Genomic DNA, 24,441 nt, shown 5'->3' with positions numbered 1-24,441 from the left:
CATGAAGCGTAGGGAATTCATCGCGGCCAGTGCCGCTGTTGCCGCCAGCAGCCTGCTGCCGCAGACCCCCGCCTGGGCACGCGGACGCAAGGTGCGTCTGGCCATGATCGGCACCGGCATGCGCGGGCTGGTGCTGCTGAAGGAGCTGGTGCGTCGCGACGACGTCGAAGTGGTTGCCCTGTGCGACATCGAGCCGATCATGCTGGGCCGTGCCACAGAGATGGTGGCGAAGGCCGGCAAGCCCGCGCCGAAGACCTATGGCCAGGACCGCGACACCAACGCGTGGAAGCGCCTGCTGGAACAGAAGGGCATCGATGGCGTGATCATCGCCACGCCGTGGGAATACCACGCACCGATGTCGATAGCCGCGATGCAGGCCGGCGTGGCCGTCGGCTGCGAAGTGGTGGCCGGCATCACCCTGCAGGACCACTGGGACGTGCTGAAGACCCAGCTGAGCACCGGCACCCCGTACATGCTGCTGGAGAACGTCTGCTACCGTCGCGACGTGATGGCGGCGTTGCAGATGGTGCGCCAGGGGCTGTTCGGCGAACTGGTGCATCTGCAGGCCGGCTACCAGCACGACCTGCGCGGCGTGAAGTTCAATTCCGGCGATCCCAACCAGCCCTACGACAGCGGCGTGGAGTTCGGTCCCAAGGGCTGGAGCGAAGCACGCTGGCGCACCGAGCATTCGGTGGAGCGCAACGGCGAGCTGTATCCCAGCCACGGCATCGGCCCGTGCGCGATGTACACCGGCATCAACCGTGGCAACCGCTTCACCCACATCAACGCCTTCGCGACCAAGGCACGCGGCCTGCACGAATACACCGTGGCCAAGAGTGGCGGCACCACCCACCCCAGCACCAAGGTGAAGTTCAAGCTCGGCGACATCGTGACCACCACGCTGGCCTGCGAGAACGGCGAGACCATCCTGCTGCAGCACGACACCTCGCTGCCGCGCCCGTACTCGATGGGCTTCCGCGTGCAGGGCACCAAGGGCCTGTGGATGGACGTCAACCATTCGATCCACATCGAAGGCCGCAGCCCGCCGCACCAGTGGGAGGAGTTCAAGAAGTACCAGGACGAGTACGAACACCCGCTGTGGAAGCAGAATGCCGACACCGCCGCCAGCGCCGGCCACGGTGGCATGGACTGGTTCGTCATCCATGCATTTGTTGAAGCACTGAAGGCCAAGGCACCGATGCCGATCGACATCTACGACGCGGTGACCTGGAGTGCGATCACCCCGTTGAGCGAGCAGTCGATCGCCAACAGCTTCCAGACGCTGGAGTTCCCGGACTTTACTGCTGGTGCGTGGAAGACGCGCAAGCCGATCTTCGCGTTCGACGGTAAGTATTGAGGTTTACACCCTTCCACGCTGTGACGGAGACGCCGGGCACTGCCCGGTGTTTCCGTTTCTGGAAGCATTCGTCTTGTAGAGCCGAGCCCACGCCCGGCTGCTTGTTCGGTCGGTCGCTCGCTTTATCAGAAAACTCTGAAATCCGACCCACTCCACAGTTTCTGACTTGAATGTGTAAACCACATCGGAGATAACGTTCCCCGTGCGGTCATGGCCGCATTCCGGACCAGGGACGATCCGAAGCATGACGTGGTGAGGCAGCTGCCCCACGTTCTCGTTCCCGCCGGAGCTGTGTTCGTCCAGGAAGGAGAACAGGGATGTTGGAACGACTGAAGACCATTTCGTGTGCCGCACTGGCGATGATCGCGCTAGGGAGCTTGGCTCCTTGGGCTGCGCAGGCGCAGGAGGTGCAGAAGAAGTGGGAGAGCTACCTGTCGATGGGCCAGCCGCGAGCCACCGAAGCGGCGGTGCAGAAGGACATCAAGTCGCTCTTTTCCCAGTACGAAAAGGACAAACCCTTCGATTGGCATGTCAAACGCCAACGCGTCCTTGGAAAGAAGGTCATCTACGATTACCGGGTGAGACCCGAGAAGATCGTTGCTACCGACTGGGTCTACATCCACTCAGGGCAGGAGTACTCCTCCGAAGATCAGATTCGTAGCGTGATCCTCGCTACCCGCGTCAGCGACCCGCAGTGCCCGGCGACTTCACTCACGGAGGATCCTTGGGTGGAGCTCCTTGGACTTGGCAGGGGCGACGACGGTAGCGTGACCAACGAGGAGAAGGATTTCCATTACACCTTGAACTTCTATCATCAGAGCACTCAAGAATGCTCGTCGATAGTGGGGTGGGAGCATGTGCGCCGGGCCAGAACGGCGCTTTGTCCGAATCGACCGTCCCTGACGTGGAATGAGGCCCTGCAGATGTGCTCTCTGGTCCAGCAGGACGAGCCGCACATGTCGCCCATGCTCTCCTACACAAGCGGGCCGCTGCCGCCGCAGCAGTGTCCTGTTGGTAACCCGTGTGATCCGACCACTGGCGATAAATCCCAGCCTGAGCCGGATTTCAACCTTGGATGGGTGAGCTTCCAACGCCACTATCACTCCCTGACGAGCACGGCGGGTGGCGCGTTGGGTACGGGCTGGACCCATTCCCACAATCTGCGGCTTACCACAGGCGTAGACGATTCCACCTTCCCTCCCAGCTCCGAACTGAAAGTTGGGCTGATCGGCGCCGATGGCGGGCAGACCGCATTCCAGAAAGTGGGGGCAAGCTACGAAGCCATGGACGGAAGCGGCGATCGCGCGGTCCAGCAGGGCACCAACTGGCAACTTTCACGTGCCGAAGAGCGCATTTTTTTTGATGCTGATGGCTTGATGCAGCGCCGTGATTTCGAAGACGGTACTTCGCTGACCTATGCACACGACAGCCGCGGCCGCCTGCTCAGCATCACCCATTCAACCGGTCGGCGCGTGGATGTCCAGTACCTCGCGCCGGGCGACGATTCACTGATCTCGGCCCTGGTGATCGCCGGCCAGCCTGTGGTGAGCTACGCCTATTCTCCGGCCGGGGAACTGATCACCGCGACCTATGCAGACGGCGCCAGCCGTACATACCACTATGAGGACACACGTTTCCCGGGCTACCTGACGGGCGTGACCGCCGAAGACACCCGGCGCTACAGCTGGTTTGGCTATGACGCCAAGGGGCGGGTCAGCTGCAGCCGCCATTCCGGTGATTGCAGTCAAGCCGACGTGGGCATTGATGGCGTGCGCCTGGAGTACACCCCGGCAGGCACCACCATCGTCACCGACGCACTGGGCAAGCAGAGTACGTACGCATTGACCGCCAGCGGTACCAGCGGCCTTCCGCGCAAGGTCAATGGCATCACCGAAAGCAACGGCAGCATCACTCGCTCCTATCTGCCCGAGGGCACCGATTTCCGGCGTCGGCTGCAGTCGGTGACCGATCGCCGTGGTGTCGTCACCAGCTACGCCTATGCCGAGGCAAGCGATGCTGCCGCAGGCGCCGTCAGCGTGACCACCACCACCGAAGCGGCCGGTACTCCGGATCAGCGCGTCAGCGAAACGCGCGTGGCCATGGACAGCAATCGGCTGGTGCAGCAGACCGTCGGTAACCGTGAGGTCCGCATCGCACGCAATGCGCGCCTCCAGCCAACCACCATCACCGTGCGCGACATGGTGACCGGTGATACCCGCATCACCACGCAGACCTACTGTGAGGCCGAAGGGCCGGAGTGCCCGCTGGTGGGACTGCTGCGTAGCGTGGATGGCCCACGCAGTGATGTGGCGGATATCTCCACCTATGCCTACTACACCGCGGACGACGCGGGATGCGCGACCAATGGTGCCTGCAGTTATCGCAAGGGTGACCTGCGCAGTGTGACCAATGCGCTGGGCCAGACGGTCGAGACCTTGGCCTACGACGCACTCGGGCGGCCGTTGTCGGCGAAGGATGCCAATGGCGTGATCACCGCCTACACCTACCATGCCCGTGGCTGGCCGACCTCGGTCACCGTGCGCGGTGCCACCACAGCCGAGGACCGGGTGACCCAGATCAGCTACTGGCCGACCGGCCAGGTGCAGCAGGTCACCGAGCCGGACGGCAGCAGTGTCACCTATGTCTATGACGCCGCCCAGCGCTTGACCGATATTGCGGACAACAGCGGCAACACCATTCACTATGCGCTGGACAACGCCGGCAACCGCCTCAAGGAGGACACGCTGGACACTGGCGGCACCCTGCGCCGGACCCTGGCACGGACCTTCAACACGCTTGGCCAGCTGACCGCATTGAAGGACGCAGGCAATCACGCCACCGGCTTCGCCTACGATGCCAACGGCAACCCGCAGACCGTGACCGACGCCCTGCAGCGCGTGACCAGCCAGCAGTACGACCCGCTCAACCGACTGGCCCAGTCCCTGCAGGATGTGGGTGGCGTCGCGGCGGAGATCCGCAGTCAGTACAACGCGCTGGACCAGGTCACCCAGGTCACTGACCCGAAGGGCCTGCATACCACCTATGCCTACAACGGTTTCGGTGACCTGACCGGCCAGGTCAGCCCGGACAGTGGCGCCAGCAGCTTCACCGTGGATGCGGCAGGCAATCGCAAGACGGCCACCGATGCGCGCGGCGTCACCGCTACCTATCACTACGATGCACTCAACCGCCTGATCGGCATTGGCTACCCGGACCCCAATCTGGACGTGGGCTACAGCTATGACGTGGCGCCAGCGGTCTGTGCCACCGACGAGCGCTTTGCCAAGGGACGCCTGGGGCAGGTGCTGCATGCCAATGGCAGCACCCAGTACTGCCATGACCGCTTCGGCCAGGTCACCCGCAAGGTGCAGACCGTCAATGGTGTGGCCAGCACACTGCGCTATGCCTACAGCAAGTCGGGTCGCCTGACTGCGTTGACCTACCCCGACGGCAGCGTGGCCGACTACGTGCGCGATACCCAGGGCCGCATCAGCCAGATCGGCCTGACCCGCCCCGGCCAGGCGCGCCAGATCGTGGTGAACAACGTGACCTATGCGGCCTTCGGCCCGGCGACCGGCTGGACCTACGGCAACGGCCGCCAGCTGCAGCGTCCGCTGGATCTGGATTACCGCCCGCAGGCGGTGCATGACCCGGCCGCAGGCGGCCTGTCGCTGGGCTATGGCTATGATCCGGTCGGTTCGATCACCGAGCTGAAGAACGGCGCAGGTTCGACGGTGCTGGCCAAGTACGCCTACGACACGCTGGGCCGCCTGACCCAGACCCAGGACGGCGCGACCGGCACGCCGATTGAAACCTATGCGTATGACGCCACCGGCAATCGCACCGCGCTGACCACTTCGGCGGGCACTGCCAGCTACACCTATCCCGCAACCAGCCACCGGCTGACCGCCGTGGACGGCGAAGCGCGCAACCATGACGCGGCGGGCAACACCACCAGCATCGGCATCAAGACGTTCACCTACAGCGATGCCAATCGCATGAACGCGGTGAAGCAGGGTAATGCCGCACTGGAGAGCTACGGTTACAACCATCGCGGCGAGCGCGTGCTGCGCAGCCCGGCCGGTGGCGCTGCTCAGATCACCCTGTATAACGAAGCAGGGCAGTGGCTGGGCAACTACTCGGCCACGGGGCAGGCGCAGCAGCAGGCCATCTGGCTGGATAACTACCCGGTGGCGCTGATCAACGTGCCGGGCACCGGCGTGCCGGAACTTGCCTACGTCCAACCAGATCATCTGGGCACGCCGCGCGTGGTGATCGATCCGGTACGGGACGTCGCGATCTGGGAGTGGAGCAACAAGAGTGAGGTGTTCGGTAACCAGATTCCGAGTGCTGATCCGGATGGCGATGGTGTGGCGTTCGAGCTGGCGCTGCGATTCCCGGGCCAGCAGGCCACGGATGCGAGTGGGTTGTTCTACAACTACCAGCGGGAGTATGACCCGGCAGCGGGGCGCTATTCGCAGAGTGATCCGATGGGATTCGACGGGGGGGTATCTACCTTCTCCTATGTATCAGCTGATCCAGTGCAGGCGGTTGATCCGCTCGGACTGCTGGCCAATTGCACTTGCGTGGACGGTGGAGTTCATATCGACATCCCTATTCGCTTCAGTGGTGAGGGAGCTACTCCTGAGACTTTGAGAAAAATGATAAATGCAATTGAATCGACCTGGTCTGCGCCCGGATTTACAGTGACTGTTAGCCAGCCGGAGAAAGGTCGGTTAAACCGTGTTGAGGTTCCGCTGGGGAGGGGGGTTTCGACCGTAACTGGAGGCAGTGTCGGTAAATGGTATGCAGGAAACACTGAGTGGACGGCTGCGCACGAAGCAGGGCATTTGATGAAATTCAAGTACGATGGTCGTTTTGATATGTACGATGTGGTGTCGCAGGCGCCATCTCGTTCTACTAAGCCCGTTCCGGGGTGGGAGGGAAACATCATGGCAGAGCATCTTGGCGTTCCAGACGATAGGGTTCGGGACGCTATCAAGAAGCGGTTGGGGTGCAAATGATGGTGAGTCTACGCGTGGCTGCGCTCCTTCTTCCATTGCTCGGAGGCTGTGGCACTAGCCAGATCAAACACATTGAATGGAACTCAGATTGGGTGGACGTTTCATCGGATGAGATCATTCCTGGGAACTCGACGACACTTCGAAGTGACCGCTTGGCCACCTTGAATCCGCAGAGCGAAAAATCGATTGCTCAGTGGATGCTCGATCAGAACTTGAGCATCATCCAAGCATCGGATGCTGCTGAGAAATTCGCGCCACTACAGTTGAATGGGTTAGTGCCGGCAGAGGGGGAGACTGTTTATCTCGTCAGAGCGGCCTCGGGTGCAGGAGGCGGGAGTTTTGTCGGCTACATAAATGACAATGGAATTCTCATCTTGTACGGGGTAATGGGAAGTTGTGGGGAGCAAGTGCATCGAGTGGTTGCTGTGAGCCTGAGTAAGAGGCCTGCCAAGGTCTTCGGAGGGTGCTCAGGAGCGCTTTGAAGATTCTCATGTGTGTGGGTCTGAGGTGGGAATAGGGAAGTGGGAATTTCATTTGCGAGCGCTCTGTTGGTGTGTTTGAGGGCGGGGGCATAGATTGCAGCTGTTGAGCGGCTTGACGACACCGTGGTCTTCATTGAGGCCTCTGTCGGCGCAGAAGATTGCACTTCTAGTAGAGGGCGCTTGGGAAGGCCGGTTGATTCCTGTCAAATCATGATTCTTGAGCAGAGCTTCCCGGGACGATCGAGCTATCGATCACAGGCGTAACAGTAGACCGCTAGGCCAGATGGGGACGGGCTGTTCTTTTTCATGCGAATCCATGGTGGGTGCGGAGCGATTGGCCGTTGTGTCGCATTGATCGATTGAGGGCATCACCCCACGGCGCACGCACCGCTTGGCTTGAACGGGGGCAGGTTGCGGGGCATGTAGGCCGGCAGGGAGCTGACGAAGGGATGGATTACAGGACGGATCACCATCGGGCCAACGCAATGGGCTCTACCGTGCGTGCAGCTCGATGAACATCATGGATCCTGTACTCAGCGAACTGCTTTCCCGGTTCGGTGTCGACAGTGACTTCGGGCAGGCAGTACTCTCGCGCGCTGCGCGATGGGCTGCGTGAGTAGGCCGCCAAGCAGGAGGCAAGGTGCATGAGCTCCCGCGCTCCTCCACAACAGAACGCGATCGGCCTGCACGCCTCGGAGAGGTACAAGATGAAAGCCAGGCGGATTCTTCGGTATGGGTTGGCCTACGCGGTGTCGTGTGGAGCACTCTGGCTGTTCCTGCACTTTGTGGGCAGGGCGCTTTACGCCTTCGACTCACATCAGGTTTTCTTCTGGCTGTATGCCGTCAGCCTTCTGTTGCTGGGAATTGGCGCACGGGTTCCCGCCGCTGGCCGCCTGACGTTCAGGCGGCTTGCCAAGGGGGCTGGCTTGGGGCTGCTCGCGGGCCTTCTGGCCCAGGTCGTGGTACTTGTACTGGAAGCCTACAGATTCAGCGGATTCAGGCCATCGCTGCTCTGGCAGGTACCGGTTCGCTGACGGTGATCAGCGTCGTGCTGCTCACGCCGCTCTGGGGCGTAGTGCTGGTTGCCCTCACCGCCGCATTCCGCCGCGACAACCACCCACATCAGGCCTCGAACCCATGAAGCGCCTGACTGCCTTTTGCCTCGCGGCCGCACTGACATCCTGTGCGGCGCATCCGAACCGCACGACGAAGTGTCAGCCGGCCCAATTCACTTACATCGGCACCGAGAGCATCGACGGGCTGACCTATGGGCGCTTCCAGGTCAGCCACAACGCTGGTCAGCCGCTTCAGCTGTGGGTGGATGAGAGACGCAGGTTGAACTCAAGGACCGCTCGCGCAGAGATGAGGCGCACAGGCGAAGATGCCTGGCGGCCTTACAACGTGATCCTTGAGGAAATCACACCGGGAGCGATCGGGGTGTCGATCGGGCAGGATGAACAGCAGAGCGTTCTGTTCGATGGTGATGGCCTGTTCCTGCCCGGCGCATCCAGCGCGGGCGCGAATTACTCCATCGTGGTACAGGACGCTGCCGATTGCGAACATCGCTCGGCAACGTTCATTCCCTGACATTCCTGGCGGCGAGCCGGATTCCTTGCGACTTCGCAGCATCGCCCGGTTGGGACGCTGCGTACAGGCAATGAAGGAAAAATGGCGCGCCCGGAGGGATTCGAACCCCCGACCAATGGCTTCGGAAGCCACTACTCTATCCGGCTGAGCTACGGGCGCGTTGTAGAACCGCCGCGCCGTCGGCCAGTGCCGGGGCGGGCATCGCAGCGCCATGAAGCGGTGCGGGACGGGCATTCTATCCAGTTTCGCCGAACAAATCTCCCCCCACCGGCAAAGCCCTGCCGGAGGGGCAGGAGTATCCTATCGCCATGGCTGATACCCCCCTCACTTCGCCGCAGTCGCCGGCGACGCCGCGTTGGCGGCATTACTGGAGTCTGATGCGCGCTGATCGCCCGATCGGCACGTTGCTGCTGCTGTGGCCCACCTGGTGGGCGTTGTGGCTGGCTGCCGGCGGCCTGCCGCCGCTGTGGACGCTGTTCGTGTTCACCGCCGGCGTGTGGTTGACCCGCTCGGCCGGTTGCGTCATCAACGACTACGCCGACCGCTGGCTCGACCCGCACGTGGAACGCACCAAGGCGCGTCCGCTGGCCACCGGCGCAATCAGCGGCCGAGCTGCGCTCGCCCTGTTCGCGGTGCTGATGCTGGTGGCGTTCGGCCTGGTGCTGACCCTGAACGGGCTGACCATCGGCCTCAGCTTCATCGGCGTGTTCCTGGCGGCCAGCTACCCGTACCTGAAGCGCTACACCCACCTGCCGCAGGTCTACCTGGGCATGTCGTTTGGCTGGGGCATCCCGATGGCCTTCGCCGCCGTGCAGGGCGAGGTGCCGATGCTGGGTTGGCTGCTGTACGCCGGCAACATCCTGTGGTCCACCGCCTACGACACCTGGTACGCCATGGTCGACCGCGAGGACGACCTGAAGATGGGCTCGCACTCCACCGCGATCCTGTTCGGGGATCTCGACCTGGTCATCCAGGGCGTGCTGTACGCACTGTTCCTGGCCACGATGGCGCTGGTCGGCGTGCGCGGCGGGCTGGGCGGGTACTACCTGGCCGGCGTGGCCGTGGCCACCGCGCTGGTGGTGTACGAGTTCTGGATCTGCCGCAACCGCGAACGCGGCCCGTGCTTCAAGGCGTTCCTGCACAACAACTGGGTGGGTGCCGCGCTGTTTGCCGGCATCGCCGCGGACCTGGCGCTGCGTTGATCCCAAGGCCTGGTAGAGCCGGCCGCTGGCCGGCTGCGCCCGTGCGCGATCCCGAGGTTGCCGGCCAGCGGCCGGCACTACCGCCTTCCACCACCTGCGATGATGCCTGGATCTGGTAGAGCCGGCCGCTGGCCGGCTGCACCCGTGCGCGATCCCGAAGTTGCCGGCCAGCGGCCGGCACTACCGTTCTGTGCCGCCTACGACCAATAGGTGGCTGACAGCCCGCACCCCACCGCCCAGAATCGGGCCATCGAACCTGGGAGGGTAGGCGATGGCCTCGACGGCAGCAGTACAGGACGGCTGGATGGCGCGCGCAGCGCTGCGTTCGGCCGCCTGGGCGGAAAAGTGGTTCCCCGATGCGTACGTATTCGCGGTGCTGGGCGTGGTCATCGTCGCGCTGGCGGCGATGGGCTTCGGCTCGACCCCGCAGGCCACCGCGAGCGCCTTCGGTGACGGCTTCTGGAGCCTGATTCCCTTCACCATGCAGATGGCCTTCGTGGTCATCGGTGGCTACGCCGTGGCCACCGCGCCGGTGGTCGCGCGCTTCATCGACTTCCTGGCCCGGGTGCCGCGTACCGGCCGCGGTGCGGTGGTGTACGTGGGCCTGGTCAGCATGCTCGCCTCGCTGCTCAGCTGGGGGTTCTCGCTGGTGTTCGGTGGCCTGCTGGTGCGTGCGCTGGCCCGTCGTACCGAACTGCGCATGGACTACCGCGCCGCCGGTGCTTCGGCGTACCTCGGCCTGGGTGCGGTGTGGGCAATGGGGCTCAGTTCCTCGGCCGCACAGCTGCAGGCCAACCCGGCCAGCATGCCGCCGGGGCTGGTGGAGATCACCGGCGTGCTGCCGTTCACCGAAACCATCTTCCTGTGGCAGTCGATCGCGCTGACCTCGGTGCTGATCCTGGTCTCGCTGCTGATCGCCTGGCTGACGGCACCCGCGGCGGGTAGTGCGCGTACCGCCGAGGAGTTCCCCGGTGCTGCACAGGCCGAGCCGGAACCGCTGCAGCGACGCACGCGCCCGGGCGAATGGCTGGAATACAGCCCGCTGCTGACCGTGCTGCTCTCGCTGCTGGCGTTCGGCTGGCTGTTCAACGAGTTCGCCAACAAGCCGGTGATCACCGCCATCGCCAACCTCAATACCTACAACTTCCTGTTCATCTCGTTGGGCCTGCTGCTGCACTGGCGCCCGCGCAGCTTCCTCAACGCGGTGGCCAAGGCGGTGCCGAGTACCACCGGCGTGCTGATCCAGTTCCCGCTGTACGGCGGCATCGCGATGATCCTCACCCACGCCGCTGGCGGTGACGGGCAGACCCTGGCGCACCGGCTGTCGAGCCTGTTCGTGCACGTGGCCAGCACCGATTCGTTCGCGCTGGTGATGGGCGTCTATTCGGCCGTGCTGGGCTTCTTCGTGCCGTCCGGTGGCGGCAAGTGGATCATCGAGGCGCCGTACGTGATGCAGGCCGCCAACGAACTGAAGGCGCACCTGGGCTGGGCGGTGCAGGTCTACAACGCGGCCGAAGCCCTGCCCAACCTGATCAACCCGTTCTGGATGCTGCCGCTGCTGGGCGTGCTGGGCCTGAAGGCACGCGACATCGTGGGCTTCACCTTCATCCAATTGCTGGTGCACATCCCGCTGGTGCTGGGCCTGTTGTGGCTGCTGGGCATGACCCTGGCGTATGTGCCACCGGTGATGCCGTAGTCCAGTATCCCCGGATCATGCGGCTTCCTGCTTTGAAAGCCGCATGGCCAGAACGCGCGCTGCTCAGATTTCATTGGGCTTGTTGCCCAGTGCGGCATCCGCTTCGAACCAGCTTCGCGCAGTATTGCCAACATACTTGGTCAACGCATAGTTGGCCCCTGAGCCGATGACGACTCCGATGCCGAACGGAATGGCTTTTTCCAGCGCCTTGCGGGTAAAGGTGATGCCGATCTTCTTGAAGAGTTCCTTGAGAGCTTGCAACACGGCGCCCTTCAAGTACTGACGGACCATCTTTACGCCAGCATTTGAGGCGATCCGAGTCGACGCTTCGACGCCGAGCTTCTCCAGAGAACCTCCTGCGGCGATGAGAAAAGCCAGGTGCCTGGCGTCTTCGCCATTCACGTCCCATCCATAGGCCTCAGCCAAGCACATGGTCATGTCGACCTGCAGTTTCATGCTGATGCTTGCATCGGCGAGACCACCGCCAACCATTGCCAGGGCCGTACCAATTCCCGGGATGACCCCGGTCAGAGCAGTCGCTCCCCCCGTGGTGGCTGACATCCGGCAATAACGGCTGATGATCTTGTCGGCCACCAACCCTGCAACCTCGCGCTGGCCGCGTGTTGGATCCCGGGAGAGAATCTGGCGCCTGTACTGGGCGACGAGGGCCTTCGCGTCTGCGGGACTGATCGCGATGCTCTCGACCGCTTTGAGGAGGCGAGAGTCACTTGCTTCTGCAACCACGGCGTTCATTTAGACGTTCCTTGTTGATGCTTGGAAAGATGGGCCGTCCATAGCAGCCCGTCCGCAGCCTATCGGCTTCGGGTAGCCATTCTTGAGCGAACGCTCGCGCATTCCGGTGCGCCCTACAGCACTGAATACGTGCTCCTGTCATTACGACATAAGGACATGCCGAACCCGCATGAATCCTTCAGCGGCTTGTGCCGCAAGGGCTTTCGCGCGTTCATTCACGCGCGTACACACAGGTGTAGCCGTCCGCCAACGCGCGATTAACTCTTCGCTGCAGACGATGGCCCCGTCCACCGCATTCCGCGCGTGGCTTTGGAGATCGGACATGGCACAGCAGAACCAGAACCCGAACCAGAAGCAGCAGGGCCAGCAGAACCAGCAGGATCAGCAGCAGGGCCGTGGCCGCGACCAGCAGCAGCAACAACAGCAGGAACAGCAGCAGCGCAACCAGCGCAATCAGCAGCAAGGTGGGCAGGAAGAGGAAGAGTGACGTCGGTACCCACCCTGGGCAACCCCCGAAGCCCCGCCGCGCGCGGGGCTTCGCTTATTCCAGCACGCCGATGCGTTGCAGCACCGGGGCGGCCGACATGTCATTGGGATTGGTGCCGGGCTGATCCTGCGGCACCTCCATGCCCATGCCGCGGTACAGATCGACCCAGTGCTGGGCGATCTGCCCGGTCTGCGGATTGCGGAAGTTCATCGGCTGCAGCGCGAACACATGGTGCGCACGGAACGCACGCTCGATGAAGTCGGAACAGTAGTAGCTGTCCTCGTTCAACACATACGACGTGTTGTACGGCTTGCCCAGCATCGTGCGCGCGGTGGCGACTGCATCCTTGATGGCCGCCTGCTGCGGCGCGCGCAGGCGATAGACCACGATCTGCCGCTGCTTGGCTTGGGCGTCCTGCTGGAACTCGGTCAGTGATTGCCGGCGTGATCCCTTCTCGTCGGCGTGCAGCACCTCCCAGGCCTTCGGCGCCGAGGCGACCAGGGCGACGTGATCGAAGCTGGGTGCGCCCTGCGTGCCGGTGGCATCGTCGATGGCCGCGCTCAGGCCGCTGCGGCCGGCAGTGACGAACAGCAGGTCGCCTTCATGGACATTGACGGCCAACGCCACGGCCGGCCACAGGGCGGGCAGCAGCAGGCCGATCAGGAGCAGGAGGCGATGCATGGAGAGTCTCGGTCAGGCGGAATGCCGGAATTGTAGGGCGCGCGGTAGCATGGGACGACCCAACCGGATTCAGGATGAGCCCATGCGTCGAAACCGTTCCGCTGCCGTGCTGATGCTTGCCTGTGGCGTGGCCCTGGTTGCCTGCACGCCCGAGCCCCAGGTGACGCCCACGGAAGTGGCGCCTGCACATCCCGCGCCGTCGTCCACGGCGGCAGCGGTCCAGCCCGCACCGGTGCCTGCCAGCGGTGAATGCCCCTACTCGCAGTTCGATGCGTTCCTGAAGCACTTCGGCAACGAGATCGCGCTGCAGGAAAAGGCCACCGCCGATCCGCTGCTGGACAGCTACATCGATGCCGAGGCCGAGCCGGAACCGCGCAAGGTGGAAAGCCGCCTGGCGCTGGCCGATGTCGAGTGGCCGGTGATGCCTGATCCCGCCGCGTTGGCCGGGCAGGGCCGCGAGATGCAGGTCAGCACGCTGGCCGATGGGCAACGGCAGGTACAGATCCGCACGCCGGACAGCAGCGACCAGCAGACCTACACCTTCGCGCAGTCGCCCTGCTGGACGCTGGTCAAGCGCGAGGATGAGTCGATCTGATGCCTGTCCCGGCACAGGCGCGGCCGGGCGGGGGCTGCTAGGCTCGGAGCCTGATCCAGGCAGGGAGACGCCGATGCGGGCTCGCAGGATGTGCACCATCACCGCCACCATGACTGTCATGCTGGCAATGGCACCCTTCACCGGCGTCCAGGCGCAGTCGCTGCCGGCCGACGATAGCGCCTACTTCGCCAGTGCGGCAGCCGAACAGGCCGCGCGCGGCGAGCTGGGCAAGCGTGTCGAGGCCCTGCAGCAGGCTTCCGCGCTTGCACCTGCGCAACGCTTCCATCAGGCCGAGGCACTGCAGGCGCAGTGCCTGCGCCATCACAGCTATCTGCATCTGCAGGCCGCACGCAATGCCCGTGACCATCGCCCGACGCAGGCGCTGGACCAGGTGATGGGGCTGTGCAGCCGCATCGCCCACACCGGCCGCGCGGCGCTGCGCGAAGCGCCCGCAGACGCGGCGTGGGCCGCACCGTATGCCTTCCTGCGCGCGCGTGCGCTGAAGGACGCTGCAGCACCGGCCAGTACCGCACTGGATGAGGCCGTGGAGGCCCTGGCCGATCCGGCGCTGGACAGTTTCGCACGGCTGCGTGGGCAGATCCTGCGCAGTGCCGAGTACCCGCAGATCGAGCGTGATGGTCGGCACTGGGACACCGGGCACGACAAGCAGGCACTGGCCCAGCAGCAGGACCGCGCGTTGCGGGAAGCGGGCTGGAAGGGTTACTGGCAGGGCCTGCACTCGCGCCGCGAGCCGATGGCCTCGGTGCTGCTGGGCCTGGTGCAGGTGAACGATGCCGCCGCGCGCCTGCAGGGCGATGGTTCTGCACCGGCGCGGGGCTACCAGCGCATGGGCCTGGATGCATCGGCGGTGGATGCTACGCTGCAGGCGATCGGACGCCATGCAGGGGACCGTCGCGCCTACCAGGACATGCTGCTGCGCCACGCCGCGCGCTCAGGCATCGATGCGCCGCAGCTCTGGGATACCACGTTGCCCGATGCCGGCTATATGCCGCCGGTACTGACGCTGGCGCAGCTGCGCGACAATGCCGCCGATGCCATGCAGCACCTGGGGCCGGCATACGTCAGTGAGCTGCGTGCGCTGCTCGATCCGGCCAACCGGCGCATGGATCTGGCCACCGAACGTGGTGACCGCAGCCAGGACGCGTTCTCGGTAAGCGCTCCCGGCGTGCCGGCAATGCTGTTCGTTGGCGTGCGCCGTGGTGATCTGGAAAGCGATGTCGAGATCGCCCATGAAGCCGGTCATGCCATGCACGGTGAGTGGATGCAGCGCGGCCATGCCTCGCCGCTGCAGCGCAATGGCAGCCAGTGGCTGACCGAGGCCTTTGCCATCTACAACGAACTGCGCTTCCGCGACCAGCTGTACCAGCAGGCAGAGGACCCGCGGGCCAAGGCGTATTACCTGAAGTCACTGCTGGACGATATGGTGCTGCAGCTGTTCACGTCTTCCGAAGAGGCGCAGCTGGAGCAGTCGATCTACGAGGGCGTGGCGGACAACACGCTGGGTACCGCCGATGACCTGGACGCGTTGACCGGCCGGGTGCTGGCGCGCTTCGGTCAGGACCCGGAGCGCTATCCGCAGCTGTGCAACGGCTGGATCGGCAAGCGCCTGATGTATGACGACCCCAACTATCTGGTGAACTACCTCTATGCAGGGCTGCTGGCCGTGCAGCTGTTCGTGCAGGATCAACGCGACCCGGCAGGGTTCCGTGAACGCTATCTCGCGGTGCTGGGTGAAGGCTTTGATCGTGCGCCGACCGAGCAGGTGGCGCAGTTGCTGGGGCACGCGCCCGATTGGCCGGCGCTGGTTGATGCTGATCTGCAGGTGTTCAACCAGGCGGTCGCGCAGCTGCAGGCGCTGCATGCGCGGATCGAGGCAGGGCAGGGCACGTGAAGATGCTGCGCAGGATGACGTGCACCCGGGTCACGGCATGGCTGTTGATGCTGTTGTGCCTGTTGCCGATGGTGGTGATGGCCGGTGCTGCGGTCCCTGCGCTGGATGACCCGGTGGTGGACGCCGCCAACGCACTTTCGGCGGATACCCGCGACATACTGCGCACGCAGGCCCTCAAGTTGCAGGCGCGCACCGGCGCGCAGCTGCAGGTGCTGGTGGTCGACCATGCTGGCGACGAGGGCATCGAGGCCTACGCACAGCGGGTGTTCGACCAGTGGCAGCTGGGCCGGGAAGGCGTTGACGATGGCGTGCTGCTGCTCGTGGCCGTGCAGGACCGCCGTGTACGCATCCAGACCGGTTACGGTCTGGAGGGCGCGATTCCAGATGCCTATGCCGCCCGCATCATCGACAAGGCGATCGTGCCGCGTTTCCGCGATGGCGACCTTGACCAGGGCCTGCTGGATGGAACGAAGGTCGTGGTCGCGCTGATCGATGGCGAGGACCTGCCGGCCTGGGAAGCGCCATCGATACGCAACGTGCTGCCGGCCGATTGGCGCAGCGCGGATTCCGTGGTTGCACTGACGCTGCTGGCCGGCTTCCTTGCGGGTCTGTGGCGCTCACCGCCCTCGGCGCCCGCGGCCAGGATGCCGGACGACCTCGCACGCAGGCACCGCGAGCGCCAGCGTGGAGCGCCACGCGAGGTCACCACGCCGCAGGCGCGCCCGAAGCGATTGCCGGCCTGGGCCCGCCCGATGCTGGTGACGGCTGTGGTAGCCGCGGGTCTGCTGTCGGCGGCTATGTGGGCGCCACGCCAGGCATTGGCAGCGGTCTGCATCGTATTGGCGTTGTGCGTACCGGTGGCGAGCCTGCTTGGCTGGTGCTGGCGCCGCAGCCGAGGTGTGCGCGTGGTGCTGCTCGGCATGCTCGGGGTCAGTTCGGGGTTCTTGGTGGTGATGGTGCTGCGTGGCCAGTTGCCGCCCAGTCTGGCCCTGCACACGTTGCTGGACCTGGCGGCAGGCATCGTAGCCATGCTGCTGTTCTTCCTCGTGCAGGCGTGCCGCGCGCGCTGGCACAAGGACCGCAGCAGCTTCGGGGTGAGGTTCGCAGTGCTCTTGCTGCTGACCGCTGGCTACGTGCTCTTCGCACTGCTGGCCATTGATCGCGCCGACCCGGTGGCACGCCTTGCCGCGACGATCGGGTGGAGTGCCGGCACGGTCGTGCTGTACTTCGCCTGGATTTTCACCATGCTGCCCGGTGAGAAGGCACGCGGCAGCCGCAGATCATCCGTCGGCCACCGCAGTGCGTCCAGCTCCCCGTCATCAAGTTCGTCTGCGAGCAGCTCCAGCAGCTGGTCCGGAGGCGGCGGCCGCAGCGGCGGAGGTGGTGCGTCGGGCAGCTGGTAGTTCAGGCTGCCTGTACCCGCCAGCCGAGCACAACGTCCTCCACGACACCGGGGCCAGCCACGTCGCCGACCTGCAGCAACAGCCCCTGTGCATTGGGCAGGTCCTTCTGCTCGGGAAACCACCGTCGATCGGCCGCGACCACGATCAGCAGGCCCTCGTCGTCGCCCATCGGTGCGAATTGCGGCGAAGCCGGGCTGATCGGCTGCAGGCCGAAACGTTGGTTGGACAGTTCGCGTACGGCCTCGACATCGCGGCTGGGCAGGCCGACTTCGCTCAGGCAGGTCAGCTCGCTGCCATGGAACACGCCTTCGCGAGCGCTGGCCGGCAGGCGGCGGCGGCCGATCAGTTCAAGGATCAGGCCGTCCGGGCCGGTGAAGTACACCGACTGCGACTGCCAGCTGCTCTCCAGCGCGAAGTAGTCCAGCCCCGCCGGATTGCGCTGCAGCGGCGTGCGCTCACGCAACCACGTCATTGCCTCGCTGAAGCGGTTGTCCGGCACGTTGAAGGCCAGATGCACGCCACCCACCGGACGTCCCGCCGCAGGCTGAAGTTCGAGGGTGCTCCAGCCGACGTGCACATGGTTGCCGACCACGCGCTGCTGCAGCACATCGTGGAAATATGTGGCCACGGAAGCGACGTCGGATACCGGCAGAGTGAGGTGCAGCAGGCGCATGATCGATTCTCCGTGGACGCGCCCACTGTAGCGCCGGGCGATGCCCGGCGGCCACTAGCGCAGCGAATGGTTGAAGAACCGTATTGCCGCGTCCGCTGCCTGCGCGTGGGTCTGCGCCTTCGGCACCGATGTGCTGCACAGGTCCTGCAGCCGCTGTTGTCCGGCCGGGGTGCATGCGGCGAGGAAATCGTAATGGCCGACACCGGGCAGCACCTGCAGTGCAGCGCCCGCAATCACCGCACGCGCAGCCTCGCCATTGGTCTGTGGTGGCGCGACCGTGTCCGCCTGGCCCAGCACGATCGACACCGGCTGTTTCAGCGAGGAGAGCTGCTCGGGCGCAAAGGCCTGCACGATTGCCGGCGCCAGCAGGAACACCGCGCGCACGCCGGGAATGGCGCGTGCGTCGTTGGCGTGGGACATCCATGGCGACAGCTCGGGCGACGCCGCAGCGGCAACGCGCGCCTCCATCGTGTGCGTTGCCGCCTCCTGTTGGGGCCGGCAGACGCCGTCATCCGGATGTGCGGTGCAGAAGTCCCGCAATCGCTGCAGGTCCGGTCGCGCACCGGCTGCCAGCAGCGCGGTGTAGCCACCGGCCGAGAAGCCGGCGACCCCCAGGCGCTCAGGATCGACATGCGGGCCCAGCACCGGATCAGCTTGCACGGCCGCCAGTGCGGCACGCAGGTCATCGGCGCGCAACCAGGTCAGAAGGCTGCCGGGCAGGGTCATGGTGTCAACGCCGTTGTTGCCTGGATGATCCACCGCAATCACCAGATATCCGGCCCGCGCCAGCGCCGTGCCCAGCCAACCCATCATGCGCGCGCTGCCGCCGTTGCCATGCGAGAGCAGCAGGGTCGGCAGGCGATCACCCGCGACCGGCGCATCCTTGGCCGACCGGCCGGCGTCGAACAGCGGCGCGTCGGGTGGACCGATGGTCAGCGCGTTTTCGCGGCTGCCGGCCTGTGCCGGATACCAGACCGTGTAGCGCAGCGCGTCGCGGTGCCCTGCGTCGCGCACGGCGGCGCTGGCCAGCGTCGTCGTGCCGTGGCGCTCGCCGGCGACGCCGCTTTCGCGGGCGGCGCCGACGCTCGCGAACGCCAGCAGCATTCCTCCCAGCACAGCAGCGGTCATGCGCATCTTCAACTCCTTGTCAGTGGGGACGTTCTTCCACCGGCAGCCAGATCTCCACGCCGCCGTTGCCGCTGTGCTCGTCGAACCGGGCGTCGTAGCGCTCCAGGTCCGGCGCATCGGCAAGGCTCAGGTTGGACGCAGGGAGATAATGATCCAGCAACCAGAACCAGGTCGAGCGGATGGCCGAGATGTGTCCGCCGTGCCAAGCCACCAGGTAGCGGCGCGCCGGGATGTCCACGCGTCGCCAGTGCGCAGGCACGCTCGGCACCGTGCTTGCCGGTAGTGCCGCAATGTAGTCGAAGCCACCATCGTCATCACTGTTGCAGCACACGCCGAAGCTGACCGGTGCCGGCGTCGGCCACTCGCGGTTGAGCTGGGCCCATTGGCCCGGAATCGCGCCGCTGCTGTCGCGGGTGTGCCGCATGCCGACGCCTGCCAGCTGGAACGCGGGCGTATCGAGCAGCCGCGGGGCTTCAATGCAGGCTGACGGGGCCTCGTCCAGGCGGATCGCCTGCACCAGCGTCAGCCCATCGGTGCCCTGTTCGCGTACCCGTTCCGGTGTCTGCCCGAACTGTTCGCTGAAGGCACGGGTGAAGGCAGCATGGGTGGTGTAGCCGGCCCCCAGCGCCACCTGCAGGATGTCGCCCGCGCCGTTGGCCAACCGCTGCGCGGCAGCGGTCAGGCGGCGCCCGCGCAGGTAGCGCACCACCGAGGTGCCGGTGCGGGCCTGGAACAGGCGTGACAGATGAAACGGCGACAGGCCGGCCGCAGCGGCGATGTCGGCCAGCGCCAATGGCTGGTCCGCATGGGTTTCGATGTACCACAACGCCTTGCCTGCCGCGCTCATCCTGCCGTTCCCCGCATCCAATGCCGGCACAGTAGCGGATCGGCAGGCGCGGCGTTTAGCAGTTCTTGCGCTGCCGGGGCTTTGCGTCTGCCTGCGTACCGGCAACAATGCGTGCTTCATGGACGTGATGGGGGGCAGGGAGATGCGATCGACGACGTGGGATGCCAGGCCAGCGGAGCCCGGCCGATGATCGAGATGATCGAAATGCTGCTTGCCCTCTGGGTACTTCCCAGTCTGTTGACCCTGGCGCTGATGCTGCTGATGTTGTTCGGCGCGCCACGGTGGCGCGGCAACCCCTGGGTGTACCGTGTCGGCTTCGCGTTGCTGGGCGGGTTTCTGACACCGACGTTGTTGGGGGCCGGTCACGGTGGGTTGCCGTGCGCGACTATCGGCGGGCTGGTGATGATACTGACGCAGCTGCAATGGATCGGCGATCTGCAGGTCGACTTCATGGGGATCGGGATTCGCAACAGGGGCATCTGGATCATGTCCACCCCCGCCTTGGTGGTGTTCGCTGCCATGATGTTCGTTCCGCTGCGAACGGCACGGCCGGCCCGTTTCGGCTTTGGCGACGACGCCAACGGCTAGCCGCTGTGTGCGGAGATGGGCCGTGGGTCTGCATTGCCACCCATGCATGGCGTGGATCTACGGATGAGCCCTGGCAGGGGCCAACCTTGGTTGGCGCATCAAGCTGTCGTACTGACGTCATGCCTCCTTCACACATCGCGCCGAGACTGCGCGCCTTGTCCAGGCCTGTTGTGTGCGCACAGGTGCTGGCCCTGTCGCGTCCTCCCGGAGCCCTGCCGTGCATCGTTCGAAGCTTTCGCGTTCCATCCTCCTTGCCCTTTCCATGGCCAGCGCAGGAGGCGCGATCGCAGCGGAGGCCGATGCGGTCGATGCCGCCGGCGGCAGCCGCGCCGCGCCCACCCAGCTCGACGCGATGCTGGTCACCGGTACCCGCGCGTCCAACCGCACCCAGTTCGAAACGCTGGCGCCGGTGGACGTGTTCACCAAGGAAGACATCACGTCCGTCGAATCCACCGACCTGAAGGACGTGCTGGCCCAGCTGGTGCCGTCGTTCGTGGTGCAGCGCCTGCCGATGGCGGACGGCCAGGTGTTCGTGCGTCCGGCCACGCTGCGTGGCCTGTCGCCGGACCAGACCCTGGTGCTGGTCAACGGTCGCCGCTTCCACCGCAGCGCGCTGCTCGGCAACCGTGGTGCACAGGCCGCTGATCTGGCACAGATTCCAACCAGCGCGATCAAGCGCATCGAGGTGCTGCGTGATGGCGCGTCGGCGCAGTACGGCTCGGACGCCATCGCCGGCGTCATCAACATCATCCTGGAAGATGGGCCGGGTAGCGAGATCACCGCCGGCTACTCGCAGTACGCGCAGGGCGACGGTGCTTCGCGCGATTTCAGTGCGCGCACCGGCTGGTCGCTGGGCGACTATGGCAGCCTGGTGCTGTTCGTCGAATCGTCCACCTCCGACGCCACCTCGCGCACCCGCCAGCGTCCCGATGCCATCGCCTTCCAGGCCGCGCATCCGGAGCTGGAGGTGCCCAACCCGGTGCAGCGCTGGGGCCAGCCGGAACTGGAAAGCCGCCGCGTCGGCTTCAACGTAAAGGCCAACGCCAGCGATACGCTGGAGCTCTATGCCTTTGCCCTGTACAGCCACAGCGATGGCGTCAGCGATTTCAACTGGCGCAACCCGGACACCACCGCCGGCGCGTACCGCACCACCGCCATCTTCCCGGGCTGGAACCTGCGCTCGCTGTATCCGGTCGGCTTCAGCCCGCAGTACGGCAACGTGCAGAACGACCTGCAGCTGGTCGGTGGCCTGCGCGGCGAGATCACGCCGAAGCTGCGCTGGGATGTCAGCGCCTCGTATGGCCGCAACGCCATCGACTATCGCCTGAAGAACTCGATCAATGCCTCGCTCGGTCCGGCCAGCCCGACCGACTTCGATCTCGGCCGCCTCACCCAGACCGAGAAGAACGCCAACGCCGACTTCAACTACGAATGGGACGTGGCTGCGCTGTCCAAGCCGATCAGCGTCGCCTTCGGTGGCGAGTTCCGCCAGGAAACCTACCAGGTGCGCGCCGGTGATCCGGCCTCGTACGCGGTGGGTCCGGGCGCGGCCGCGGGCCTGGAGGCCAACTCCAATGGCGCGCCGGGCTTCTCGGCCAGCCAGGCCGGGCAGTGGAGCCAGCGCAGCAAGGCCGCCTACGTGGACATGGAAGTGCCGCTGGGCGAGCGCTGGAGCATCGGTGCAGCCAGCCGCTATGAGGACTTCTCCAGCTTCGGCAGCACACTGGACGGCAAACTGTCGGCGCGCTTCGCGATCACCCCGGACGTCGCCCTGCGCGGCACCGTGTCCACCGGCTTCCGCGCGCCGACGCCGGCGCAGCTCAACACCACCAGCACCACCCAGGGGTTGGATACGCGCACGCTGCAGATCTTCACCAGCGGCCGCCTGTCGCCGAACGATCCGCTGGCGCAGCTGCTCGGTGCCAGGCCGTTGAAGCCGGAAGAATCGCGTACCGCATCGCTGGGCCTGACCTGGCGCACCGACCTGGGCCTGTCCGGCTCGGTGGATGTCTACCAGATCAAGCTCACCGACCGCTTCAGCCAGTCGGCCAGTTTCGCCATTCCGGCCGGTACGCCCAATCCGCTGGGCTATACCTCAGTGAACTACTTCACCAACGACTTCGACACCACCACCACCGGCGTGGACGTGGTCGGCAACTACCTGCGCGACCTCGGCGCGGGCCGCATGACGCTGACCCTGGCCTACAACTACAACCGCACCCGCGTGGACAACGGCAGCACCTCGGTGGCCACCAATGAGACCCAGCGCGTGCTGTTTGAAGACCGCCTGCCCGAGCACAAGGGCAGCCTGACCGGCAGCTGGGACATCGGTGCCTGGTCGCTGATGGCGCGCATGCGCTACTACGGTGCCTGGACCGATTCCAGCGGCAATGCGGTGGGCGATATCTACCAGCGTTTCGGTGCGATGAGCTTCCTCGACCTGGCCGTCGGCTATCGCATCAACGAACATCACAGCCTGCGCGTGGGTGCCGACAACGTGTTCGACCGCTATCCGGACGAAGCCACCTTCCAGGCCAGTCGCGGCCTGGTCTACTCGCGCAACGCGCCGTACGACACCGACGGTGCCAACCTGTACGCACAGTACCGGCTGAGCTTCTGATGGACCGCAACCGCCGCGTCCTGTTGCGTGCCGGTGCACTGCTGCCGGCTGCAGCTGCGCTGTCTTCACTGCCCGCCATGGCGGCCGCGGGTTACGCTGCGCCCATGCAGATTCCCGCAACGACCGTAGCGCCGGACGCGCTGGCCCGCGATGAAGGCTACTGGGCCGCCGTGGCCAGCCACTTCGACATCACCGATGAAGTGAACCACCTGGAGAACGGCTACTGGGGCGCGATGGGCCGTGAGACGCTGGCCAGCTACCAGCGCCACACCGCCGAGGTGAACCGTGGTAACGCCTGGTACGGCCGTCATGAGTTCCCGGCGCAGTACATGGCGGTGCAGCGGCAGGTGGCCGAACTGCTGGGCGTGGGCGCCGACGAGATCGCACTGACCCGTGGCGCCACCGAAGCGATGCTGGCGCTGATCGGTGGCTACAACCGCCTGCGGCCCGGCGACCAGGTGCTGTACGCCGACATCGACTACGACAGCATGATCGGTGCGATGCGTTGGCTGCAGCAGCGCCGTTGCGTGCAGGTCGAGCGCATCGCGCTGCCGGTGGTGCCCGACCATGCGCAGATCCTGCAGGCCTACGAGGCCGCGTTCGCGCGGCTGCCACGCCTGAAGCTGGTGCTGCTGACCCAGGTCAGCCATCGCCATGGGCTGGTGCTGCCGGTGGCCGAGATCGCCGAGCGTGCACGCGCAGGCGGTATCGACGTGATCGTCGATGCGGCGCACGGGTTCGGCCAGATCGACTACGCGGTGCCGCAGCTCAAGGCCGATTTCGTCGGCATCAACCTGCACAAGTGGATCGGCGCACCGGTCGGTGTCGGCGCGATGTACGTGCGCAGGGGCCGCGTTGCGGACCTCGACCCGTACATGGGCGAGACCGACGACGGCCGCGTGGGCAGCCGCGTACATACCGGCACGGTCAACTTCGCCGCTTACCTGGCACTTCCGGAGGCGATTGCCCTGCACCAGCGCATCGGTGCGGACAACAAGCAGGCGCGCCTGCGTTACCTGCGCGAGCGCTGGACGCTGCCGGCGCGGCAGATGGCGCACATCGAAGTGCTGTCTTCGCCGGATCCGGCGTTGGCGAGTGCATTGGCCAGCTTCCGCCTGCGCGGGCGCACCAGCGTGGCTGACAACATCGCGCTGCAGAGGCGCCTGTTGGATGAGCATCGCGTGTTCACCACCCATCGCGACGGCTTGGACTCCGGCGCCTGCGTGCGGGTGACGCCGTCGGTGTTCACCCGGCCGCAGCAGATGGATGCGCTGGTGAAGGCCCTCTCCGCCTTGGCCTGACCCTGCTTTGGTGGGTGCCAACCTTGGTTGGCACATTCCAACCGTACCGAGGAATCTTCCGCCGGCCAGCGGCCGGCACTACCGGTCGGCTGGATGCCAACTGTT

18 protein-coding genes and 1 tRNA gene are annotated in these 24,441 nt (G+C 65.3%); 13 read left to right on the top strand and 6 right to left on the bottom strand.

Annotation, left to right across the window (positions count from 1 at the left end):
* Position 1 precedes the first annotated feature (1 nt).
* From AC5JLE_RS01910 to AC5JLE_RS01895, 4 genes are all read left to right on the top strand, one after another.
* On the top strand, positions 2-1,357 hold the full coding sequence (locus AC5JLE_RS01910; protein WP_075076247.1) for a Gfo/Idh/MocA family protein: 1,356 nt from the start codon (positions 2-4) through the stop codon (positions 1,355-1,357).
* A gap of 317 nt (positions 1,358-1,674) precedes the next feature.
* Positions 1,675-6,381 carry an RHS repeat-associated core domain-containing protein gene (locus AC5JLE_RS01905; RefSeq protein WP_496064965.1) on the top strand — a complete coding sequence of 1,569 codons (4,707 nt, stop codon included), beginning with the start codon at positions 1,675-1,677 and terminating at the stop codon, positions 6,379-6,381.
* 1,126 nt (positions 6,382-7,507) lie between these two features.
* Positions 7,508-7,897, top strand: a complete 390-nt coding sequence (locus AC5JLE_RS01900) for a hypothetical protein (protein WP_227863710.1) — start codon at positions 7,508-7,510, stop codon at positions 7,895-7,897.
* Between the two features lie 103 nt (positions 7,898-8,000).
* Positions 8,001-8,450, top strand: a complete 450-nt coding sequence (locus AC5JLE_RS01895) for a hypothetical protein (protein ID WP_032967050.1) — start codon at positions 8,001-8,003, stop codon at positions 8,448-8,450.
* An 82-nt stretch (positions 8,451-8,532) separates the two neighbouring features.
* On the opposite strand, the gene AC5JLE_RS01890 is transcribed toward AC5JLE_RS01895, so the two are convergent.
* Positions 8,533-8,609 (bottom strand) — tRNA-Arg (locus AC5JLE_RS01890).
* A 149-nt stretch (positions 8,610-8,758) separates the two neighbouring features.
* On the opposite strand from AC5JLE_RS01890, the gene ubiA reads away from it, so the two are divergent.
* A complete protein-coding gene (gene ubiA / locus AC5JLE_RS01885) occupies positions 8,759-9,652 on the top strand; it encodes a 4-hydroxybenzoate octaprenyltransferase (RefSeq protein WP_014648747.1) in 894 nt (297 codons plus the stop codon).
* Between the two features lie 271 nt (positions 9,653-9,923).
* On the top strand, positions 9,924-11,348 hold the full coding sequence (locus AC5JLE_RS01880; protein WP_014038818.1) for a short-chain fatty acid transporter: 1,425 nt from the start codon (positions 9,924-9,926) through the stop codon (positions 11,346-11,348).
* A gap of 63 nt (positions 11,349-11,411) precedes the next feature.
* On the opposite strand, the gene AC5JLE_RS01875 is transcribed toward AC5JLE_RS01880, so the two are convergent.
* The gene (locus AC5JLE_RS01875; protein ID WP_262216877.1) at positions 11,412-12,101 is read right to left on the bottom strand and encodes an EcsC family protein; all 690 of its coding nucleotides are present in this window, start codon (positions 12,099-12,101) and stop codon (positions 11,412-11,414) included.
* A 322-nt stretch (positions 12,102-12,423) separates the two neighbouring features.
* Between AC5JLE_RS01875 and AC5JLE_RS01870 the strand changes: the two genes are divergently transcribed.
* Positions 12,424-12,588 carry a hypothetical protein gene (locus tag AC5JLE_RS01870; protein ID WP_239515685.1) on the top strand — a complete coding sequence of 55 codons (165 nt, stop codon included), beginning with the start codon at positions 12,424-12,426 and terminating at the stop codon, positions 12,586-12,588.
* 54 nt (positions 12,589-12,642) lie between these two features.
* On the opposite strand, the gene AC5JLE_RS01865 is transcribed toward AC5JLE_RS01870, so the two are convergent.
* A complete protein-coding gene (locus tag AC5JLE_RS01865; RefSeq protein WP_496064964.1) occupies positions 12,643-13,269 on the bottom strand; it encodes a YiiX/YebB-like N1pC/P60 family cysteine hydrolase in 627 nt (208 codons plus the stop codon).
* 82 nt (positions 13,270-13,351) lie between these two features.
* Between AC5JLE_RS01865 and AC5JLE_RS01860 the strand changes: the two genes are divergently transcribed.
* The 3 genes from AC5JLE_RS01860 to AC5JLE_RS01850 all read left to right on the top strand — a co-directional run bounded on the left by AC5JLE_RS01860 (position 13,352) and on the right by AC5JLE_RS01850 (position 17,179).
* Positions 13,352-13,864, top strand: coding sequence for a hypothetical protein (locus AC5JLE_RS01860; protein WP_032958753.1), 513 nt, complete (start codon positions 13,352-13,354; stop codon positions 13,862-13,864).
* A gap of 73 nt (positions 13,865-13,937) precedes the next feature.
* On the top strand, positions 13,938-15,776 hold the full coding sequence (locus AC5JLE_RS01855) for a M3 family metallopeptidase (RefSeq protein WP_496064963.1): 1,839 nt from the start codon (positions 13,938-13,940) through the stop codon (positions 15,774-15,776).
* 2 nt (positions 15,777-15,778) lie between these two features.
* Complete coding sequence (locus AC5JLE_RS01850) at positions 15,779-17,179, top strand: TPM domain-containing protein (RefSeq protein ID WP_496064974.1); 1,401 nt, start codon at positions 15,779-15,781, stop codon at positions 17,177-17,179.
* A 1-nt stretch (position 17,180) separates the two neighbouring features.
* Here the strand turns inward: AC5JLE_RS01850 and AC5JLE_RS01845 are convergent, their stop codons facing one another.
* Genes AC5JLE_RS01845 through AC5JLE_RS01835 form a run of 3 tightly spaced genes read right to left on the bottom strand, consistent with a single transcriptional unit; the run spans position 17,181 to position 19,827 of the window.
* Positions 17,181-17,852 (bottom strand): VOC family protein, encoded by a 672-nt coding sequence (locus tag AC5JLE_RS01845; RefSeq protein WP_014648741.1) that lies wholly within the window; start codon positions 17,850-17,852, stop codon positions 17,181-17,183.
* Positions 17,853-17,906: 54 nt separating this feature from the next.
* On the bottom strand, positions 17,907-18,986 hold the full coding sequence (locus tag AC5JLE_RS01840; RefSeq protein ID WP_180835003.1) for an alpha/beta hydrolase family protein: 1,080 nt from the start codon (positions 18,984-18,986) through the stop codon (positions 17,907-17,909).
* Positions 18,987-18,999: 13 nt separating this feature from the next.
* Positions 19,000-19,827, bottom strand: coding sequence for an AraC family transcriptional regulator (locus AC5JLE_RS01835; RefSeq protein WP_069117691.1), 828 nt, complete (start codon positions 19,825-19,827; stop codon positions 19,000-19,002).
* A gap of 186 nt (positions 19,828-20,013) precedes the next feature.
* Here AC5JLE_RS01835 and AC5JLE_RS01830 point away from each other — a divergent pair, with 186 nt between their 5' ends.
* The 3 genes from AC5JLE_RS01830 (at position 20,014) to AC5JLE_RS01820 (ending at position 24,336) form a co-directional block, all read left to right on the top strand.
* Complete coding sequence (locus AC5JLE_RS01830) at positions 20,014-20,415, top strand: hypothetical protein (RefSeq protein WP_014648738.1); 402 nt, start codon at positions 20,014-20,016, stop codon at positions 20,413-20,415.
* Between the two features lie 217 nt (positions 20,416-20,632).
* On the top strand, positions 20,633-23,035 hold the full coding sequence (locus AC5JLE_RS01825; RefSeq protein WP_496064962.1) for a TonB-dependent receptor plug domain-containing protein: 2,403 nt from the start codon (positions 20,633-20,635) through the stop codon (positions 23,033-23,035).
* Positions 23,035-24,336 (top strand): aminotransferase class V-fold PLP-dependent enzyme, encoded by a 1,302-nt coding sequence (locus AC5JLE_RS01820; protein ID WP_496064961.1) that lies wholly within the window; start codon positions 23,035-23,037, stop codon positions 24,334-24,336. Before AC5JLE_RS01825 ends, AC5JLE_RS01820 begins: the two co-directional genes overlap by 1 nt.
* Positions 24,337-24,441 lie beyond the last annotated feature (105 nt).

Source organism: Stenotrophomonas sp. (assembly GCF_059505245.1).
This window is presented reverse-complemented; position numbering and strand designations above follow the sequence as displayed.

Bases quoted from the DNA above. Each gene is read 5' to 3' on its own strand.
- AC5JLE_RS01820 (WP_496064961.1), top strand. From the start codon at position 23,035: ATGGACCGCAACCGCCGCGTCCTGTTGCGTGCCGGTGCACTGCTGCCG.
- AC5JLE_RS01835 (WP_069117691.1), bottom strand. From the start codon at position 19,827: ATGAGCGCGGCAGGCAAGGCGTTGTGGTACATCGAAACCCATGCGGAC.
- AC5JLE_RS01875 (WP_262216877.1), bottom strand. From the start codon at position 12,101: ATGAACGCCGTGGTTGCAGAAGCAAGTGACTCTCGCCTCCTCAAAGCG.
- AC5JLE_RS01830 (WP_014648738.1), top strand. From the start codon at position 20,014: ATGATCGAGATGATCGAAATGCTGCTTGCCCTCTGGGTACTTCCCAGT.
- AC5JLE_RS01880 (WP_014038818.1), top strand. From the start codon at position 9,924: ATGGCCTCGACGGCAGCAGTACAGGACGGCTGGATGGCGCGCGCAGCG.
- AC5JLE_RS01900 (WP_227863710.1), top strand. From the start codon at position 7,508: ATGAGCTCCCGCGCTCCTCCACAACAGAACGCGATCGGCCTGCACGCC.
- AC5JLE_RS01870 (WP_239515685.1), top strand. From the start codon at position 12,424: ATGGCACAGCAGAACCAGAACCCGAACCAGAAGCAGCAGGGCCAGCAG.
- AC5JLE_RS01850 (WP_496064974.1), top strand. From the start codon at position 15,779: ATGCTGCGCAGGATGACGTGCACCCGGGTCACGGCATGGCTGTTGATG.
- AC5JLE_RS01860 (WP_032958753.1), top strand. From the start codon at position 13,352: ATGCGTCGAAACCGTTCCGCTGCCGTGCTGATGCTTGCCTGTGGCGTG.
- AC5JLE_RS01895 (WP_032967050.1), top strand. From the start codon at position 8,001: ATGAAGCGCCTGACTGCCTTTTGCCTCGCGGCCGCACTGACATCCTGT.
- AC5JLE_RS01845 (WP_014648741.1), bottom strand. From the start codon at position 17,852: ATGCGCCTGCTGCACCTCACTCTGCCGGTATCCGACGTCGCTTCCGTG.
- AC5JLE_RS01905 (WP_496064965.1), top strand. From the start codon at position 1,675: ATGTTGGAACGACTGAAGACCATTTCGTGTGCCGCACTGGCGATGATC.
- ubiA (WP_014648747.1), top strand. From the start codon at position 8,759: ATGGCTGATACCCCCCTCACTTCGCCGCAGTCGCCGGCGACGCCGCGT.
- AC5JLE_RS01865 (WP_496064964.1), bottom strand. From the start codon at position 13,269: ATGCATCGCCTCCTGCTCCTGATCGGCCTGCTGCTGCCCGCCCTGTGG.
- AC5JLE_RS01855 (WP_496064963.1), top strand. From the start codon at position 13,938: ATGCGGGCTCGCAGGATGTGCACCATCACCGCCACCATGACTGTCATG.
- AC5JLE_RS01840 (WP_180835003.1), bottom strand. From the start codon at position 18,986: ATGCGCATGACCGCTGCTGTGCTGGGAGGAATGCTGCTGGCGTTCGCG.
- AC5JLE_RS01910 (WP_075076247.1), top strand. From the start codon at position 2: ATGAAGCGTAGGGAATTCATCGCGGCCAGTGCCGCTGTTGCCGCCAGC.